Raw genomic sequence first — 17498 nt, 5'->3', positions numbered from 1 at the left:
CCGCGCCCCTCAGTAGACCCGGGAGATCCCGGAAGCGTTGCCCTGATCGGTGCCCTCGTACTCGTCGGCGGACTGCTCGACGCCCGCCCTGATGTCGTCCAGCGCCTTGGTCAGGTTCCGGAAGGCGTCCAGGGTCGCCGTGGAGTTGGGCACGTACTCCTTGGCGAAGGCCTGGCCGGACTCGTCACCGCCCCAGCACTGGCCCTCCGCCTGCAGCGCCGAGTTCAGCGCCTGGAACACCGCGTCCAGGGAATCGCTCGACGCGCCGAACTGGGCGGCACCCCGGCGCAGGCCGGGGACGTCCACCTCGAAGCCGCTCACCAGCTGCTCCTCTCCATGATGCTGCCGCCGCCCTCCTCGTCGTCGTCCCGCGCGGGCGCGCGGCGCGGGGGCGCCGACGGCGGCTGCGGGACGACGGGCGGCTTGGGGATGAGGTCGGACAGCGACGGCACGCCGGGCAGCAGCTCCGACAGGTCGACGCTCGCGCCCTGCTGGGCGGGGCGCAGCACGTCGTTCAGCTCGGTGCGCGACTTGGCCACGGCCTGCTGGATCGTCTCCAGCGTGACGCGGGCCAGCTTCTCCGGCGTGGCGCCGCGCTGGAAGGCGTTGGGCGAGAACTCCAGCGCGGTCAGCGCCCCGGTGGAGTCCACCGACGCGCGCACCGAACCGTCCGGCGACGTCACGCTGGCCGTGATCGCCTGCGCACGCGCGGCGGTCTCGTGCAGCTCGGCCGTCTTCTTCCGCAACTCGGACAGCAGCGAGTCGACCTGCTCGCGCATGGCCGCGTTGCGCGCCTCCAGCTCCGCCCGGCGTCCGCTCGGATCGGTCACAGTGCACCCCTCGCTCGTGCGTCTCGGAGGTGCTGACGCTAACCCGGGCCTCCCGGTTCCCATGGATATTCGGCAAGCCGCGGCGAGGTCACGGGGCAGAGTGGTCACGTGCTCCGCCCCTACCGCGAACTCGCCGCCGTCCCGCACCTGCCCCGGCTGCTGCTCTGGTCGCTGCTGGGACGCGTCCACCTGCCGGGCACACCGCTGGCGGTGTCGTTCCTGATCGCGGGGTGGACCGGGTCGTACGGACCGGCGGGTGTCGTGGGCGGCGCGCTGACCCTGGGCATGGGCGTGTCGGGCCCGCTGCGCGGCCGGGCGGCGGACCGCAGCCCGGCGGGCAGGCTGCTGCTGGCGACCGCCGCGGGCTACGGCACGGGCATCACGGCGCTGGGGCTGCTGCCGGTGCTGCTGCCCGGCGCGGCGTGGCCGCTCGCGGCGGCGGTGGCGTTCCTGACCGGACTGAGCACGCCCCCGGTGACGCAGCTGGGCAGGGCGGCCTTCCCCCGCCTGGCGACCGGTCCCGCGCACCAGGCGGTGTTCACCGTCGAGGCGTCCATGCAGGAAGTCCTCTACATCGTCGGCCCGGCGCTGGCGGCGACCGCGGTGGCGGTGGCCGGCGCGCCGACCGCGACGTGGCTGAGCGGGGCGCTCGCGGTGCTGGGCGCGCTCGGGTTCCGGCACGCGGTGCGCCGGGCCTGCCTCGACGAGCCCGCCACCGGCCCGCGCCGCCACGGCGGGCGCACCCTGCTGGCCGACCGGTCGCTGGTGCTCGCGCTGAGCGCGGCGCTGTGCCTGGTCGCGGCGCTCGCGTCGATCGACATGGTGATCGTCGCCTGGGCCCGCGACCAGGGCACCCCGGCCATGGCGGGGGTGCTGGCGGCGCTGTGGGGCATCGGCTCGACGGTGGGCGGCCTGGTGGTGGGCGGGCTGGCCGGGCAGGCCCGGTTCGCCCGGCGGATGCTGCTGCTGACCCTCGGGGTGGCGGCCGTGGTGCCCGTGCTGCCGCCGCTCACCCAGCCCTCGTCGGTGTGGCTGATCGGCGGGGTGCTGGTGGTGGGCGGGGTGGCGATCGCACCCGCCATCGCCGCGGGCAACACGCGGATCGCCGCGCTGGCCCCGGACGGCCGCACCGCCGAGGCGTTCGGCTGGATGAGCACCTTCACCACGGCGGGCGCGACCTCGGCGCTGCCGATGACCGGGTGGCTGCTCGACCACGTCGGCCCGGCCGCGGCGGCGGGCGCGGCGACCGCCGCCGCGCTGCTGGGCACACTGGTGGCCGCGCTGGTGCGCGAACCGCGAGCGGAACAGGTGGACGGTGCGATCAACTGAAGCTCATCCGGCCCGTCCCGCCGTGGCCCGCCAGGCGCTGGGCGCGGGTGTGGCGTTCGCGGGCGGCGTGTTCCTGGCCGCGCAGGGGCGGATCAACGGCGAACTCGGGCACGTGCTCGGGGACGGCTTCCTCGCCGCGCTGGTGTCCTTCGGCGGCGGCCTGGTGCTGCTGCTCCTGGCCGTGCCGACGACCCGGCGGGGGCGCGCGGGCTTCCGGGCGCTGCGCACGGCGCTGCGGGAACACCGCATCCGCTGGTGGGAGTGCGTCGGCGGGGCGTGCGGGGCGTTCTTCGTGGCCACGCAAGGCTTGACGGTCGCCGCGCTGGGCGTCGCGGTGTTCACCGTCGCGGTGGTGGCCGCGCAGGCGACCAGCAGCCTGCTGGTCGACCGGGCGGGCATCGGCCCGGCCGGACCGCGGGCGCTGACCGCGCCGAGGGTGGCCGGGGCCCTGCTCGCCGTGCTGTCGGTGGGCGTGGCGGTGTCGGACGACCTCGGCTCGCCGTCGGCGCTGTGGCCCGCCCTGCTGCCCGCGCTGGCGGGCATCGGCCTCGGCTGGCAGCAGGCGGTCAACGGCCTGGTGCGCGAGGCGTCGGGCAGCACACCGGTCACCACCGCGGTCAACTTCGCCACCGGCACCGCGGTGCTGCTCGCGGTGTGCGCGGTCGACCTGCTCGCCCGCGGCCTGCCCGCGACCGCGCCGGACCAGCCGTGGCTGTACCTGGGCGGCGCGCTGGGCGTGGTCACCATCAGCACGGCGGTCCTCGCGGTCCGCTGGATCGGGGTGCTGCTGGTCGGCCTGTGCCAGGTCGCGGGACAGCTGGTCGGCGCGCTCGCGGTCGACCTGGTCGTCCCCGCCGCAGGTCAGCAGCTCGCGCCGGTGACCGTGCTGGGCACCGCGCTGACCCTGGCGGCGGTGGTGGTCGCCGCGCTGCCCGGCAGGCGGTGATGCGAAGATGGGGCGCGTGACGGCGACGATCCTCAACGGCAGGGCCACCAGGGACGCGATCTTCGACGACCTGCGCGCGCGGGTCGCCGCGCTGGCCGAGCGGGGCGTGACGCCCGGCCTGGCCACCGTGCTGGTCGGCGACGACCCCGGCTCGCACTCCTACGTGCGCGGCAAGCACAAGGCGTGCGAGAAGGTCGGCATCACCTCCATCCGCCGCGACCTGCCCGCCGACACCACGCAGGAGCAGCTCGAAGCCGTCATCGACGAGCTCAACGCCGACCCGACCTGCACCGCCTACATCGTGCAGCTGCCGCTGCCGAAGCACCTCGACCCGAACCCGATCCTGGAGCGGATCGACCCGCGCAAGGACGGCGACGGCCTGCACCCGGTCAACCTGGGCAAGCTCGTCCTCGGCGACGAGGCCCCGCTGCCCGCCACGCCGCGCGGCGTGGTGGAACTGCTGCGCCGCTACGACGTGCCGCTCGCGGGCGCGAACGTCACCGTCGTCGGCCGCGGCGTGACCGTCGGCAGGCCCATCGGTCTGCTGCTGACCCGCCGCAGCGAGAACGCCACCGTGACCCTGTGCCACACCGGCACCAAGGACCTGGCCGCCGAGGTCCGCCGCGCGGACATCGTCGTGGCGGGCGCGGGCAGCCCCGGCCTGATCACCGCCGACATGGTCAAGCCCGGCGCGGCCGTGGTCGACGTCGGCATCACCCGCACCGACCAGGGCCTCGTGGGCGACGTTCACCCGGACGTGGCCGAAGTCGCGGGGTACCTCGCCCCGATTCCCGGTGGCGCGGGCCCGATGACCATCGCCATGCTGCTGACCAACACGGTCGAGGCGGCTGAGCGCGACCTCGCGAACGGCTGAGGGCAGAGCGGTGGAGACGATGCCGGAGCAGCGCTGGCGGTCCGCGGCGGGCCAGCACCTGCCGTTCGCCCTGGTGCTCGGCGTGACGGTGCTGGGCCTGGTGCGGATCGTGCAGTACCACTGGCGGCAGGGCGTCGTGCTGATCGGCCTGGCGCTGCTGATCGCCGCGCTGCTGCGGGTCCTGGTGACCGACGAGCAGGCCGGGTTGATCGCGATCCGCAGCCGCAGCATCGACGCGCTGCTGTACTCCGGTTTCGGGTTCGCCGTGATCGTCGTGGCCATGACGATCATCGGCGGGCCGCTGGACCGCTAGCAGGTCCAGCCACCACCCGAGCCCACCGGTACCAGAGCCCACCGGTACCGGAGCCCACCGGTACCAGGCCGACTCGGCACCGGCCCGACCGCTGCCGAGTCGACTACCGCTGGCCCGACTACCGCCGAGTCGACCATCGCCAGGGCGACCGCCGGCTGCTTCCACGCAGGCTACCTCCGCGCGTGCCGTCTCCGCGCGCCGCGCCTTCCCGGCGCTCGCCTACGGCTCCCGCACCACCTCCTTCCCCGTCCCGCCGCCCGCGCCCCCGGCCGACGCCTGGGTGCGGTCGACCAGCGCCTCGACCAGACCTTCCAACGAGGACTCCGGCAGCACCTCCGGCAGGGTGAGGTGTTCCACCACGAGCCCGCTCATCGCCAGGTAGAGCGAAACCACGGTGGTGCGGTCACCGGGCAGCCCGTAGTCGACGTGGAAGCGCACGTTGTCTTCCAGGGTGTCGCTGATCGTCTTGGTCAGCGCGGCCTGCAACTCGGGACGGCGGGTCGCCTCCAGCCGCAGTTCCAGCAGGGCCAGGTACGCCGCGCGGTCCTTCCTCAACCTGTCGAGCAGGTCCTTCATCAGGGTGACGAGCAGCCCGCGATCGGCGGGCGCCCGCATGGTGTCCGCCACCTTCGCCGGGTCGGGCGTGAAGCGCACGTGGATGTGCTCGCCGACCTGCCGAAGCAGGTCGTCGCGGTTGGCGAAGTAGTTCGACGCCGTGCCGGTGGGCACGCCCGCCTCGGCGTCGACCGCGCGGAAGGTCAGACCGCGCGCGCCATCGCGGGCCAACACCTCGATCGCGGCGTTGACCAGCGAGATTCGCCTGGCCGGATTCCTGGTCATGCTGCCTCCTTGACAACCACTACAGCCATAGTACTACAGTTGTCGTGGTCTAGGGGAGAGGGAACCATGCGAAAACTGACCTACTTCGTCGCCACCTCGCTGGACGGGTTCATCGCGGACCCGGACGGCGGCTTCGGCGACTTCCTGTTCGAGGGCGACCACATGACGGCCCTGATCGAGAAGTTCCCCGACACGCTGCCCGCGCAGGGGCGCGAAGCGCTGGGCATCGACGTGCCCAACCGGAACTTCGACACGGTGCTCATGGGGCGGGCCACCTACCAGGTTCCGGACGGACTGCCGAGCCCGTACCCGCACCTGCGCCAGTACGTCGTGTCCAGGACGATCACCGACACCCCCGACGACGTGTCGGTGATCCGGGGCGACGTGCTGGAGGAGGTGCGCGCCCTGAAGGCCGAGGACGGGTTGGGCATCTGGCTGTGCGGCGGCGGGAAGCTCGCCGCCGCCATCCTGCCGGAGATCGACGACCTCTACCTCAAGGTCCACCCGATCGTGTTGGGCCAGGGCATCCCGCTGTTCGACGGGGCGTTCCCGATGACCCGGTTCCGGCACGTCGCGAGCAGACCGTTCACCAGCGGCGTGGTGTCCATGGTCTACACGCGACCCTGAGGTGGTCCGGAAAAGCCGGATCGCCGGGTAGCGGCGCGGTACGAGCTGCTCGCGGAGCGGATGGCCACCGCCTCCGCGGCGCTCGACGCGCCGCCGTCAGCGGAAATCACGAGAACGGGAGGGGATGCGCAGGTCCAAGTGCTGCAAGCGGTCCGCGCGGAGGCTGACCACTCCGTCGGCCGACTCGACCACGCCGCGGACGAGCAGTGCGGGGCTCGTCCTGGCGACTCGGCGGTAGCGCGCCCAGAGACCGGTCGTGCACACGACGTTGACCATGCCCGTCTCGTCCTCGATGTTGAGGAACGTGACGCCGCCCGCGGTTCCGGGGCGCTGGCGGTGGGTGACCGCGCCGCCGATCAGCACCCGGCGGCCGTGGGGCACGGTGGCCAGTGCCGCGATGGGCAGCGCGCCCAGCGCGGTCAGCCGGTCGCGGAGGAACTGCGTCGGGAAGCTGTCCGGGGACAGGCCCATCGCCCAGACGTCGGCGGCAGCGAGTTCGACCTCGTCCATGCCGGGTAGGGGCGGGGCGTCGGTGCCGACGACCGTGCCGGGCAGGCGGTCCGGCCGCGCCTTCGCGACCGGGCCCGCCGCCCACAGGGCCGCGCGGCGGTCCACACCGAAGCAGCCGAACGCGCCTGCCGTGGCGAGGGCCTCCACCTGCGGGGTGGTCAGGCGTGCCCGTGCGCCGAAGTCGGCCATGTCCCGGAAGGGACCGTGGGCTTCGCGGTGCGCCACCACGGTTTCCGCGACGCGGACGCCGATGGTGCGCACGCCTGCCAGGCCGATGCGGACCGCCTGCACGCCGTCGACCCGTTCGACTGTGGCGTGCGGAAGGCTGGCGTTGACGTCGGGGCCGAGCACCCGCACGCCGTGCCTGCGCGCGTCGGCGACCAGGGACTGCGGCGAGTAGAACCCCATGGGCTGCGCCCGCAGCAGCGCGGCGCAGAACGCCGCCGGGTGGTAGAGCTTGAACCAGGCGCTGGCGAACACCAGGTGCGCGAAGCTCAGCGCGTGGCTCTCGGGGAAGCCGAAGTCGGCGAACGCGAGCAGCTTCGCGTAGATGCGTCCGGCCAGCTCCTCGCCGATGCCGTTGGCCGCCGCGCCGCGGTAGAAGCGCTCGCGCAGGCGCTCCACCCGGTATGCGGAGCGCTTGGCGCCCAGGGCGCGGCGCAGCTCGTCGGCCTCGGCGGGGGTGAAGTCGGCGACGTCCACGGCGATCTGCATCAGCTGTTCCTGGAACAGCGGGACGCCGCAGGTCTTGCCGAGGGATCTCGCCAGCAGCGGGTGGTCGTGCCGCCACCGCTCCTGCCCATTGCGGCGGCGGATGTACGGGTGCACCGAGCCGCCCTGGATGGGGCCGGGGCGGATCAGCGCGACCTCGACCACGAGGTCGTAGAACCGCCTGGGCTTGAGCCGGGGCAGGGTCGCCATCTGGGCGCGGCTCTCCACCTGGAACACGCCGATGGAGTCGGCACGCCGCAGCATCTCGTAGACGCGGGGGTCTTCGAGGTCGAGCGCGCCCAGGTCGACCTCGATCCCCTCGTGCTCGCGCACCAGGTCGATCGCGTGGTGCAGCGCGGAGAGCATGCCCAGTCCCAGCAGGTCGAACTTCACCAAGCCGATGGCGGCGCAGTCGTCCTTGTCCCACTGCAAGACCGTGCGGTCCGCCATCCGACCGCGCTCGACCGGGCACACCTCGCTGACCGGGCGGTCGCAGATGACCATGCCGCCGGAGTGGATGCCCAGGTGTCGCGGGGTGTTCTCCAGCTGCGCGGCCAGCTCCAGCACCGGGCGGGGGATGTCGTGGTCCTCGACGGTGGACCGCAGCGGACCCCAGCGCTCGATCTGCTTGGTCCACGCGTCCTGCTGACCCGCCGAGTGACCCAGCGCCCGCGCCACGTCCCGCACCGCCGAGCGGGCGCGGTAGCTGATGACGTTGGCGACTTGGGCGGCGTGCCTGCGCCCGTACTTGCGGTAGACGTACTGGATGACCTCCTCGCGCCGGTCGGACTCGATGTCGAGGTCGATGTCCGGCGGTCCGTCGCGGGCCGGGGCCAGGAAGCGCTCGAAGAGCAGGTCGAAGCGCACCGCGTCGACGTTGGTGATGCCCAGCGCGAAGCAGACCGCGGAGTTCGCCGCCGAACCGCGGCCCTGGCAGAGGATGCCGTTCTCGCGGCAGAACCGCACGATGTCGTGCACCACCAGGAAGTAGCCGGGGAAACCCAGCTCTTCGATGACCTTCAGCTCGCGCTCGATCTGCTGGTAGGCCTTGGGGTTCTCGTCGGGTGAGCGGTAGCGCCGGGCCGCTCCCCGGTAGGTCAGCTCGCGCAGGTGGCTGTTCTCGTCCTGGCCGGGCGGCACGTCGAACGGGGGCAGCCGGGGCGCGATGAGGCGCAGGTCGAACTGGCACTGCAGGCCCAGCACGGCGGCGCGGTGCACCGCGCCGGGGAAGCGGGCGAACCGGCGCGCCATCTCCTCCCCCGAGCGCAGGCACGCCGTGCGGCCGGGCGGCAACCACCCGGCCATCTCGTCCAGGCCGCGACGTGCGCGCACCGCCGCCATCACCGCGGCCAGCCTGCCGCGCGCGGGGACCGCGTAGTGCACCGCGTTGGTCGCCACCGTCGGCAGCCCCAGCTCGTGGGCCATCCCCCACAGCAGGTCGTTGCGCGGGCCATCCTCCGGGTAGCCGTGGTCGGTCAGCTCCACGAACACGCGGTCCGCGCCGAACAACCCGGTCAGGCGACGCAGTTCGGCGAACGCGGCTTCGGGGCCGTGCCGCGTCAGCGCCCGGCGCACCGCGCCCTTGCGGCAGCCGGTGAGCACCACGCACTCGTCGCGGGTGTCGGCGACGACCTCCTCCAGCCGGTAGACCGGGCGGCCCTTCTCCGCTCCCTCGGCGAGCTGGCCGGTGGTGATCGTGCGGCACAGCGCGTGGTAGCCGTCCGCGCCGGTCGCCAGCAGCAGGAGGTGTTCGCCGCCGGGGTCCGGGGAACCGGTGCGCGGCTCGACCGGGCCGAGCCCCAGCTCGGTGCCGAACACCGTGCGCACGCCCAGCTCCCCGGCCGCTTCGGCGAACCGGACCACCCCGTACATGCCGTCGTGGTCGGTGAGCGCCAAGCCGTCCAGCCCCAGCTGCCGCGCGACCTCCACCAGCTCCTCCGGGTGGCTCGCGCCGTCGAGGAAGCTGAAGTTGGAGTGGCAGTGCAGTTCCACGTAGGGCACGCGGGCGCGCGTCGCACCCAGCTCGTCGACCTTAACGGCGAGCTCCGGCGGCGGGGCGTAGCGCTCGCGCCGCCCCATCAGAGCGTGTCGTCGCGAGCCCCGCGCGGCCGTGGGATCAGCGAGGGCAGCGCCTGCACCGGCGAGGGCAGCCACCCGAAGTTGGCCGGGTACGCAGGCTCGCCCGCCCGCTCGGGCGCCTCGAACCCGGCCCACCAGTCGGCCAGTCCCCGGAAGTCGTCGGATGTCGCCATCAGTCGTAAACCCCTTCCACCGCCCACCGACCGCCCGTGCGGATCAGCAGGAACGCCAGCTCTTCCCCGTTCGAGGTGGCCCCCAGCACTTGCAAACGCGCGGCGCGCACCGCGGTATGCCCGTCCCACCACCGCTCGTCCACCGGCCACGGTCCCGCCCAGGCCAGCACCCGCCGCGTCCGGCCCGCGTGCACGATCCGACTCGGCGGCACGGTCAGCTCGGCGTAGCCGGTGACACCGACGTCACCGCCGGAGCCGTCCAGCAGCGCCACCGGTTCCGGTTCGGCGAACACGGTCGCGGGTGACGGCGCGGGCAGCCTGCCCGGCCACGGCAGGTCCGGGTCATCGGTGGGCGTCGGCTCGTCGCCCCAGGGCACCAGCCGCATCCGCTCCACCGGGCCCCGGCCGCCGCGGGGGACCGGGGTGAGGACGGCTTGCGCCCCGAGCAGGCCCTGGACGTGCACCGCGGCGCGGGCCGCGCGCTCGGCCGACTCGCCGCCCTCCTGCCCCGCGCCGGGCCACAGACCCGGTTGCAGCGCGGTGGCGTCGACCACCTCCTCCGGGTCGAGCCGGAGCAGGTGGACGCCCGCAGTAGGACTCGCAGTAGGACTCGCAGTAGGACTCGCGGTGGGGCCTGTGGTGGGGGCCGCGCCGGTCAGCCAGCCGTCGAGCTGCCAGCGCACCCGGTCCGCGATGCCCTGCGGGGTCAGCGGGTGCGCGCACCGCCACACCCGGCGCAGCTCCTCGCCCGCTTCGGTGGTGGCCAGGATGCCCAGCCGGGTGCACGCCAGGCCGCGGTCGACCAGGCGCGCGTGCAGCTCCTCGGCCAGTCCCCTGGCCGCGAAGGCCGCCGCGTCGACCCGGTCCACGGGCGGGTCGAAGGAGCCGGTGACCGCCAGCTCCACCGACGGGGTGCGGCGTGCTCGCGGCCGTTCCTCCAAGCCGCGGGCCATCCGGTGGGCGAGCACGGCCTGCCGCCCGAAGCGGGAGGCCACGTCGCGCTCCGGCACGGCCGCGAACGCGCCCAGCGTCCGCAGGCCCAACCGGCGCAGCAGGTCGACCAGTTCGGCGCGGTCCGCGCGGTGCTCGGCGGGCTGATCCAGTTCGTGCACGCCCAGCGGCGCGAGGAACTCGGCGGCGCCGCCGGGCGGCACGACCACGCCGCGGTGCGCGGCGAGGGTCGCGGCGAACAACCCGTCGGCGAAGCCGACCTGGGCTTCCACGCCGACGCGGGCCGCGACGTGGTCGACGAGGAGTTCGGCGGCCCGCTCGGGCGAGCCGTGGTAGCCGACCGGGCCGCGCGCGTCGAGGGCGATCAGGCCGGGGCGGACCACTTCGATGCCGGGAGCCAGCTCTTCCACGGCCTGGGCCACCGGTTCGAACGCCCGCGCGTCGCGCGCGTCGTCGTGGTCGAACAGCACCAGTTCGGGGCACCGCCCCTGGGCGGCCCGCTTGCGCTGCCCGCGTCGCACGCCCTGCGCCCGCGCCGTGGCGGAGCAGGCGACGACCTCGCCACCGCGCACCACCGCGGCGGGCACGTGCGGCGGCAGGGCGGCTTGCGCGGACGCCGCCACGACGGGCCAGTCGGCGCACCACACGACCAGGGTGTAGGAGCTCAAGCGGACCTCCGGTTCGCCGGGCCGCCGGGACGCCACGGGGCCGGTTCGGGGACTGCGTCGGGAGGCGGGACCTGCCATCAGGCGCGGTGCACGGCGAGGCGCGCGTTGCGCCGCAGGGGTTTTGGGGCGGGGGCGCGGGACGGCGCGGAGGAGCGGGCCGGACCGCGGGTGGGCGGGCGGCGGGTTAAGCCGTGGCCCGGCTCCGCGACATGGCCCGGCTCCGCGACATGGCCCGGCTCCGCGACGTGGGCGGCGACACCGCCGTCGCGGGCGGGCAGCAGGAGGGTGGTGCGCCGGGGACGGGCCGCGGTGCCGCGCCCGGTGGCTCGCACGACGAGCTCGCGCTCGCGCAGCAGGCCGTGACCACGGCCCAGCCCGGTCCAGGAGCCCGACTCGGCGTGCAGGGCGAGGTCGGCGCCGGGCCAGTCGGTCAGCGGCAGCAGGACGCTCCTGCGGTGGCGTGCCCGCGCGGACAGCTTGCGGGCCGCCGAGGGGGACACCGGGCTGCCGACGGCCACCAGGTCGAAGCCGTCCAGCAGGGCCGCCACGGTGCGCCCGACCTGGCTCTGGTCCCTCCCTGGACGTGGGACCAGAGCCAGTCGGTGCACGGCCACCCCCAACTCGGCCGCCGCGAGCGCACCGCACCGCGGCAGACCGGCGATGGCCGCCCAGCACCCTGCGGCGGTCGCCTCGGCCAGCAGCGCGAGCAGCAACGATGTCGACCCGCGCACCGACACCGTGCTGCCCCGCCGCAGGCCGCCCCGAGGGAGAGGGTCCGCCAGTTCCCCGCGAACCGGCAGGACCCCGGCCGGGTCCGCGGTCAGCTCGCCGGCCGCGCCTACCCCGAGCGCGGACAGCGTCGCCGTTGCCGACCTGGACACCCGGCCCCTCCCTCCCCAACGAGTCCGCGCGCACCCCTGTGCGCGGACCGCCGTGGGAAGTCCGGCGACCTGTCTTGTCGAACACGTGTTCGAACGACGTGATGATCGTATCGCGGAGCACCCGCCGGGTGTCAATGCCCCGGACCGGGTGATCCGTACGCGCACGCGGAAGTGGGGACCGCCGCAGGCGATCCCCACCGACGCCCGCTGTCCTCAGTGCGCGAAGTGCCGCGTGCCCGTCAGGTACACCGTCGCGCCCGCCGCCTCGGCCGCCGCGATGACCTCCGCGTCGCGCACCGAGCCGCCCGGCTGCACGACCGCCCGCACACCGGCCTCCAGCAGCACTTCCAGCCCGTCCGGGAACGGGAAGAACGCGTCCGACGCGGCCACCGCGCCGCGCGCCCGGTCACCGGCCCGCGCCACCGCGAGCCTGGCCGCGTCCACCCGGTTGACCTGGCCCATGCCCGCGCCGACGGTCGCGCCGTCGTGCGCCAGCAGGATCGCGTTGGACTTCACCGCGCGGCAGGCCCGCCAGGCGAACGCCAGGTCGGCCAGGCCCTGCTCGTCCAGGGCCGTGCCGCAGGCCAGCGTCCACTTGGCCGGGTCGTCGCCGTCGGCTTCGATGGTGTCCGCGGTCTGCACCAGCAGGCCGCCCGACACCGCGCGCATCTCCGCGCCGCCGCGGACCGGCTCCGGCGCGACCAGGATGCGCACGTTCTTCTTGCGCATCAGCACGTCCACCGCGCCGTCGGCGTAGGACGGGGCGATGATCACCTCGGTGAACACCTCGGCGACCTGCTCGGCCATCTCCACGGTGACCTCGCGGTTGGCCGCGATCACCCCGCCGAACGCGCTCACCGGGTCGCACGCGTGCGCCTTGCGGTGCGCCTCGGCGATCGCCGCGGCACCCTCCAAAGAGGACACTGCGATGCCGCACGGGTTGGCGTGCTTGATGATCGCCACGCAGGGCAGCTCGTGGTCCCAGGCAGCCCGCCACGCCGCGTCGGAGTCGATGTAGTTGTTGTACGACATCTCCTTGCCGTGCAGCTGCTCCGCGGTCGCCAGTCCGCCCCGGCCGTCGCCGCCGGTGTAGAGGGCGGCCAGCTGGTGCGGGTTCTCGCCGTAGCGCAGCACCTGCTTGCGCTGCCACGTCGCCCCGACCCAGCCGGGCAGGCCCGACTCGTCGGGGATGAGCACGTCGCCCATCCAGGACGCCACGGCCACGTCGTAGGACGCGGTGTGCCGGAAGGCGTCCACGGCCAGGCGCTGCCGGTCGGCCAGCGTGAAACCGCCCGCCCTGACCTGCTCCAGCACCCAGTCGTACCGGCTGGGGTCGACCACGACCGCGACGCTGGCGTGGTTCTTGGCCGACGCCCGCACCATCGCCGGGCCGCCGATGTCGATCTGCTCCACGCACTCGTCGGGCGACGCGCCGGAGGCGACCGTGCGCGCGAACGGGTACAGGTTGACCACCAGCAGGTCGAACGGCGCGATGCCCAGCGACTCCAGCTGCGCGACGTGCTCGGGCCGCCGCGTGTCGGCCAGCAGGCCCGCGTGCACGTTGGGGTGCAGCGTCTTGACCCGGCCGTCCAGCGCCTCCGGGAAGCCGGTCACCCGCTCCACCGGGGTCACCGGCACGCCCGCGTCGGCCAGCGCCTTGGCGGTGCCGCCGGTGGACACGACCTCGACTCCGGCCGCGTGCAGGCCCGCGGCCAGTTCCAGCAGCCCCGACTTGTCGGACACCCCGATCAGGGCCCGACGAACCGGTCGCCTCTCGGCAGGAGTGGTCACGGGATGCTCACCTTTCGTCCGTCCACGGTGCAGCCCTCGCGGGCCAGGCGCGCGACCACCTCGACCAGCAGCCGCCGCTCCACCACCTTGATGCGCTCGTGCAGGCTTTCGACATCGTCCTCGGGGCCGACGACCACCGCCTCCTGGGCCAGGATCGGCCCGGTGTCCACGCCGCCGTCGACCAGGTGCACGGTCGCGCCGGTGACCTTGACGCCGTAGGCCAGCGCGTCGCGGACGCCGTGCGCGCCGGGGAAGGCGGGCAGCAGGGCGGGGTGGGTGTTGACCATCCGGCCGCCGAAGCGGGCCAGGAAGGCCGGTCCGAGGATCTTCATGAACCCGGCGGAGACCACCAGGTCGGGTTCGTGGGCGGCGACCGCCTCGGCCAGCGCGGCGTCCCACGCGGCGCGGTCGGCGTGGTCGCGCAGCTTCACCGCGAAGCCGGGCACCCCGGCGCGCTCGGCGCGGGCCAGGCCCTCGATGCCGTCGCGGTCCGCGCCGACGGCGACCACCTCGACCGGGTAGCCGGGGTCGGCCGCGGCGTCCAACAGCGCCTGCAGCAGGGTGCCGGAGCCGGAGACGAGGACGACGACCCTCGCGGGGACAGGAAGCCGGAGTGTGGTCGCGGCGCTCAGCGTGCTTCTCCTTGCTGGGGACTGTCACAGCAGCTCAGGAAGCAGCCTAGGCGTTGCCTAGTCGGGCTTGTCCGCCAGGGGCGGGTCGTCCCGCGCCTCATCGTCCTCCGGGGCTGCGGGCTCCCTGTCGGGCTCGCCGTCGGGCTCGTCGAAGTCGTCCTCCTCCTCCTCGGCGACCTCTTCGAGCTCTTCGGCGTCCTCCTCGTACTCCACCTCGTCGTCTTCGTCGTCCTCATCGTCCTCGTCCGCTTCAGCGGCGACGACGACGGGCGGCTGCACCGGAGCGGGCGGGGCGGCCGGGCGCGGACCCGCCAGCCAGGCCACCAGCGCGCCGGGCAGGCCGATCCAGGCCAGGGTGAGCACCGCGGCCAGCCCCGCCGGGACGGTCACCGGGGTGAACGCCCCGCTGCCGAGGTTGCCGCCCGCGACCGCGGCCAGCACCAGCATCCCCACACCCGCGGTCATCGCCGCCACCAGCACCGCCCGCACCCGCGTGGCCGGGCTCTTCGCCGCGGTGCGCAGCGCCAGCCCCACCAGCACGCCGATCGCGCCGGGCAGCGCGAACACCGCGGGCAGCAGGCCCAGCTGCTGCTCGGGCAGCGCGGCCAGCAGCGGGATGGCGGGCACCGGTCCACCGCTGAACGCCGTCGGGCTGACCATCACCGCGCCGAGGGAGAACCCGGCGCCGGTGGTCAGCGACATCGCGCCGACCACCGCGTTGGGCAGGTAGCCCAGGCACAGCAGCCAGATCCCCAGGCCGGAGCCCACCGTGCCGCCGCCCTGGTCGAACAGCGCGCTGGTGGTCGGCCACGACGTGGCCAGGCCCACCGCCAGCAGCAGCGCGCCCGCCGCGGCCAGCGCGAACAGCGCCAGCGCGCCCGCCCGCAAGCCGCGCCGGGCCACCGGGTCGACCCGGTCGAACAGCACCTCGACCAGGCCGCAGCGCTGCGCCACGCCCGCCACCGCCGCGACCCCGGACACCGCCGCGCAGCCGAAGAACGCCACCGCGGGCGTCGCCCGCACCGGCCCCGCCTCGCCCATCAGGAACGCGATCAGCCCGCCCACCACGGCGTGCGCGCCGGAGATGGTGAACACCACCGACCTGGCCTGCAGCGGCTCGAACAGCCCCAGCCGGTCCGCCGCGCCCGCCGCCGCGCGGGACACCAGCAGCATCACCAGCGCGGTCGGCAGCAGCGGCAGCACGCCCAGCTGGCCGCCGTCGAAGCGCACCGGGATGTGGTGGGCGACCAGCCAGCCGGGGGCGGCCGCGGCCAGCACCCCGGTGGTGGAGAAGGAGGCGTGCGCGGCGGTGGAGGAGACCAGGGCCAGCAGCGCGGCGACCGCGGCGTAGCCGACGACCACCGAACCCGCCGCGGTCGTGGCGAGCACCCGCGCGTGCTCGGCGCGGGAGAACTCGGGCGGCCGGACGGAATCGGTCACGGCGCCGTGCGAGGTGGGTTGCAGCACCGACATCTTCTCACTGTCTCAGTCGCGATGGGCCGTTCGGGTGAGGCACGCCGGAAACGCGGAGAGGGGTGGCACCGACGCGGTGCCACCCCTCTCCCGGCTCACATGCCCGGTCTCAGCTCTGCTGCTGACCGCCGAACCCACCGGGCGGCGTGCCCGGCTGCTGGCCCGGCTGCTGCTGGCCCGGCTGCTGGGTGGGCTGGGCGAACTGGCCCGGCTGCGGCATGTACGAGGTCGGCTGCGGGGCTTGGGCCTGCTGCGGGGCCTGCGGCTGCGGCGGCTGCTGCTGGCCGAACTGGCCCGACGGCGGGCCGTACTGCTGCGGGGCGGGCTGCCCCTGCTGCGGGAAGCCACCGGACTGCGGGTTCCACCCGCCCGGCTGACCGCCGTACGGGTTGGCGGGCTTGGGCTCGAACTTCACCACGCCCGCGTCCATCAGCAGGGCGAGCACGATCGCCGCGCTCTCCAGCAGCGCCACGATCAGCATGACGATCTGCATGCCCTTGACGTCCAGCTCGCTGGCGATCAGGCCCTGCAGGAGCAGCAGCGTCGGCACCACGGACAGCACCGCGGCGGCGGGCAGCAGCCGGGGGGCCTTGGGCAGCACCGACAGGCCCGCCAGCACGGCCGCGGCGAGCAGGAACTCGAGGCCGCCGAGCCCGCGCGCGTCATCGGCGAACGCGAGCAGGTAGGCGATGGCGCCGAAGCCCGCGCCGACCAGCGGGAGGATCAGGTTCAGGTTCAGGCCCACCGCCGGCTGCGCCGGACCCGGCTGCTGCTGAGGGGCGCCGTACGGCACGGACATGGTGAGGTCTCCTCCTCCACCGACGGACTACTAGCGACGGCAGAACGCTAGCCGATGCGCACTCTCCGACGATGACCGGACCTGGTTGGTTCCCCCCGGCCCCGGACACTTCGGGTGATCACGACGACAGGGGCCGCTCCCGGTGGGAACGGCCCCTGCGGTCAGCGCTGGGCTGCGATCAGCCGATCGAGCTCATGATCTCGCGCATGAGCGCGGCGGTCTCGCTGGGCGTCTTGCCGACCTTGACGCCGGCCGCCTCCAGGGCCTCCTTCTTGGCCTGGGCGGTGCCCGCCGAGCCGGAGACGATGGCGCCCGCGTGGCCCATGGTCTTGCCCTCGGGGGCGGTGAAGCCGGCGACGTAGCCCACGACGGGCTTGGTCACGTTGTCCTTGATGTAGGCCGCGGCCCGCTCCTCGGCGTCGCCGCCGATCTCGCCGATCATCACGATCGCCTCGGTCTCCGGGTCCTCCTGGAAGGCCTTGAGGGCGTCGATGTGGGTGGTGCCGATGATCGGGTCGCCGCCGATGCCGATGGCGGTGGAGAAGCCGAAGTCGCGCAGCTCGTACATCATCTGGTAGGTCAGCGTGCCCGACTTGGACACCAGGCCGATCTTGCCCGGCCCGGAAATGTTGGCCGGGATGATGCCCGCGTTGGACTGGCCGGGGCTGATCAGGCCGGGGCAGTTCGGGCCGATGATCCGGGTCTTGTTGCCGGTGGCCACGGCGTGCGCCCAGAAGGCGGCGGTGTCGTGCACCGGGATGCCCTCGGTGATCACCACGGCCAGGCCGATGCCCGCGTCGATGGCCTCGATCACCGCGGCCTTGGCGAACGCGGGCGGCACGAAGATCACGGTCACGTCCGCGCCGGTGGCCTCCATGGCCTCGGCCACGGTGCCGAACACCGGCAGCACGGTGCCGTCGAAGTCGACCTTCTCGCCCGCCTTGCGCGGGTTCACGCCGCCGACGATGGTGGTGCCCGAGGCCAGCATCCGCTTGGTGTGCTTGGTGCCCTCGGCGCCGGTCATGCCCTGGACGATGACCTTGCTGTCCTTGTTGATGAAGATCGCCATCG

The 17498-nt window shown here is 74.2% G+C and carries 17 protein-coding genes; 5 read left to right on the top strand and 12 right to left on the bottom strand.

Translation table 11 applies throughout. From position 1 onward, the window contains the following. Window positions 1-9: 9 nt before the first annotated feature. Both IEZ00_RS17125 and IEZ00_RS17120 read right to left on the bottom strand, forming a co-directional pair. A complete protein-coding gene (locus IEZ00_RS17125; RefSeq protein WP_189224242.1) occupies window positions 10-321 on the bottom strand; it encodes a WXG100 family type VII secretion target in 312 nt (103 codons plus the stop codon). Then, complete coding sequence (locus IEZ00_RS17120) at window positions 318-830, bottom strand: YbaB/EbfC family nucleoid-associated protein (protein WP_189224241.1); 513 nt, start codon at window positions 828-830, stop codon at window positions 318-320. Before IEZ00_RS17120 ends, IEZ00_RS17125 begins: the two co-directional genes overlap by 4 nt. 108 nt (window positions 831-938) lie before the next feature. On the opposite strand from IEZ00_RS17120, the gene IEZ00_RS17115 reads away from it, so the two are divergent. From IEZ00_RS17115 to IEZ00_RS17100, 4 genes are read left to right on the top strand one after another with little or no spacing between them, the layout of a single operon-like run. After that, the gene (locus IEZ00_RS17115) at window positions 939-2159 is read left to right on the top strand and encodes an MFS transporter (RefSeq protein WP_189224240.1); all 1221 of its coding nucleotides are present in this window, start codon (window positions 939-941) and stop codon (window positions 2157-2159) included. After that, window positions 2146-3105, top strand: a complete 960-nt coding sequence (locus tag IEZ00_RS17110; protein WP_189224239.1) for a DMT family transporter — start codon at window positions 2146-2148, stop codon at window positions 3103-3105. The genes IEZ00_RS17115 and IEZ00_RS17110 overlap by 14 nt, the downstream gene beginning before the upstream one ends. 16 nt (window positions 3106-3121) lie before the next feature. Continuing rightward, window positions 3122-3979: a bifunctional methylenetetrahydrofolate dehydrogenase/methenyltetrahydrofolate cyclohydrolase gene (locus tag IEZ00_RS17105; protein WP_189224238.1), complete on the top strand. Its 858-nt coding sequence runs from the start codon at window positions 3122-3124 to the stop codon at window positions 3977-3979. 19 nt (window positions 3980-3998) lie between these two features. Further along, window positions 3999-4292 carry a DUF3017 domain-containing protein gene (locus IEZ00_RS17100; RefSeq protein WP_189224318.1) on the top strand — a complete coding sequence of 98 codons (294 nt, stop codon included), beginning with the start codon at window positions 3999-4001 and terminating at the stop codon, window positions 4290-4292. A gap of 219 nt (window positions 4293-4511) precedes the next feature. Here the strand turns inward: IEZ00_RS17100 and IEZ00_RS17095 are convergent, their stop codons facing one another. Beyond that, entirely contained in the window at window positions 4512-5132 is a 621-nt protein-coding gene (locus IEZ00_RS17095) for a TetR/AcrR family transcriptional regulator (protein WP_189224237.1), read from the bottom strand. A 66-nt stretch (window positions 5133-5198) separates the two neighbouring features. On the opposite strand from IEZ00_RS17095, the gene IEZ00_RS17090 reads away from it, so the two are divergent. Further along, window positions 5199-5759: a dihydrofolate reductase family protein gene (locus IEZ00_RS17090; RefSeq protein WP_189224236.1), complete on the top strand. Its 561-nt coding sequence runs from the start codon at window positions 5199-5201 to the stop codon at window positions 5757-5759. Between the two features lie 96 nt (window positions 5760-5855). Here the strand turns inward: IEZ00_RS17090 and IEZ00_RS17085 are convergent, their stop codons facing one another. The 9 genes from IEZ00_RS17085 to sucD form a co-directional block, all read right to left on the bottom strand. Then, entirely contained in the window at window positions 5856-9059 is a 3204-nt protein-coding gene (locus IEZ00_RS17085; protein WP_189224235.1) for an error-prone DNA polymerase, read from the bottom strand. Further along, on the bottom strand, window positions 9059-9232 hold the full coding sequence (locus tag IEZ00_RS17080) for a hypothetical protein (RefSeq protein ID WP_189224234.1): 174 nt from the start codon (window positions 9230-9232) through the stop codon (window positions 9059-9061). Before IEZ00_RS17080 ends, IEZ00_RS17085 begins: the two co-directional genes overlap by 1 nt. After that, a complete protein-coding gene (locus tag IEZ00_RS17075) occupies window positions 9232-10929 on the bottom strand; it encodes a DNA polymerase Y family protein (protein ID WP_189224233.1) in 1698 nt (565 codons plus the stop codon). The genes IEZ00_RS17080 and IEZ00_RS17075 overlap by 1 nt, the downstream gene beginning before the upstream one ends. Next, the gene (gene imuA', locus IEZ00_RS17070) at window positions 10929-11732 is read right to left on the bottom strand and encodes a DnaE2-dependent mutagenesis accessory factor ImuA' (protein ID WP_189224232.1); all 804 of its coding nucleotides are present in this window, start codon (window positions 11730-11732) and stop codon (window positions 10929-10931) included. Before imuA' ends, IEZ00_RS17075 begins: the two co-directional genes overlap by 1 nt. 213 nt (window positions 11733-11945) lie before the next feature. After that, entirely contained in the window at window positions 11946-13523 is a 1578-nt protein-coding gene (gene purH / locus IEZ00_RS17065) for a bifunctional phosphoribosylaminoimidazolecarboxamide formyltransferase/IMP cyclohydrolase (RefSeq protein ID WP_189224231.1), read from the bottom strand. Then, on the bottom strand, window positions 13520-14155 hold the full coding sequence (gene purN, locus IEZ00_RS17060; protein ID WP_189224317.1) for a phosphoribosylglycinamide formyltransferase: 636 nt from the start codon (window positions 14153-14155) through the stop codon (window positions 13520-13522). The genes purH and purN overlap by 4 nt, the downstream gene beginning before the upstream one ends. 57 nt (window positions 14156-14212) lie before the next feature. Then, on the bottom strand, window positions 14213-15628 hold the full coding sequence (locus tag IEZ00_RS17055; RefSeq protein ID WP_189224230.1) for a cell division protein PerM: 1416 nt from the start codon (window positions 15626-15628) through the stop codon (window positions 14213-14215). Between the two features lie 109 nt (window positions 15629-15737). After that, a complete protein-coding gene (locus tag IEZ00_RS17050; protein WP_189224229.1) occupies window positions 15738-16427 on the bottom strand; it encodes a DUF5336 domain-containing protein in 690 nt (229 codons plus the stop codon). Window positions 16428-16605: 178 nt separating this feature from the next. Next, window positions 16606-17496 carry a succinate--CoA ligase subunit alpha gene (gene sucD / locus IEZ00_RS17045; protein WP_189224228.1) on the bottom strand — a complete coding sequence of 297 codons (891 nt, stop codon included), beginning with the start codon at window positions 17494-17496 and terminating at the stop codon, window positions 16606-16608. Between the last annotated feature and the right edge of the window lie 2 nt (window positions 17497-17498).

Origin of the sequence: Saccharothrix coeruleofusca, from assembly GCF_014648515.1 — a bacterium.
Taxonomy (GTDB): domain Bacteria; phylum Actinomycetota; class Actinomycetes; order Mycobacteriales; family Pseudonocardiaceae; genus Actinosynnema; species Actinosynnema coeruleofuscum.
Note: the sequence above shows the minus strand (reverse complement) of the source record. Positions and strands in the feature narration are given on the sequence as shown.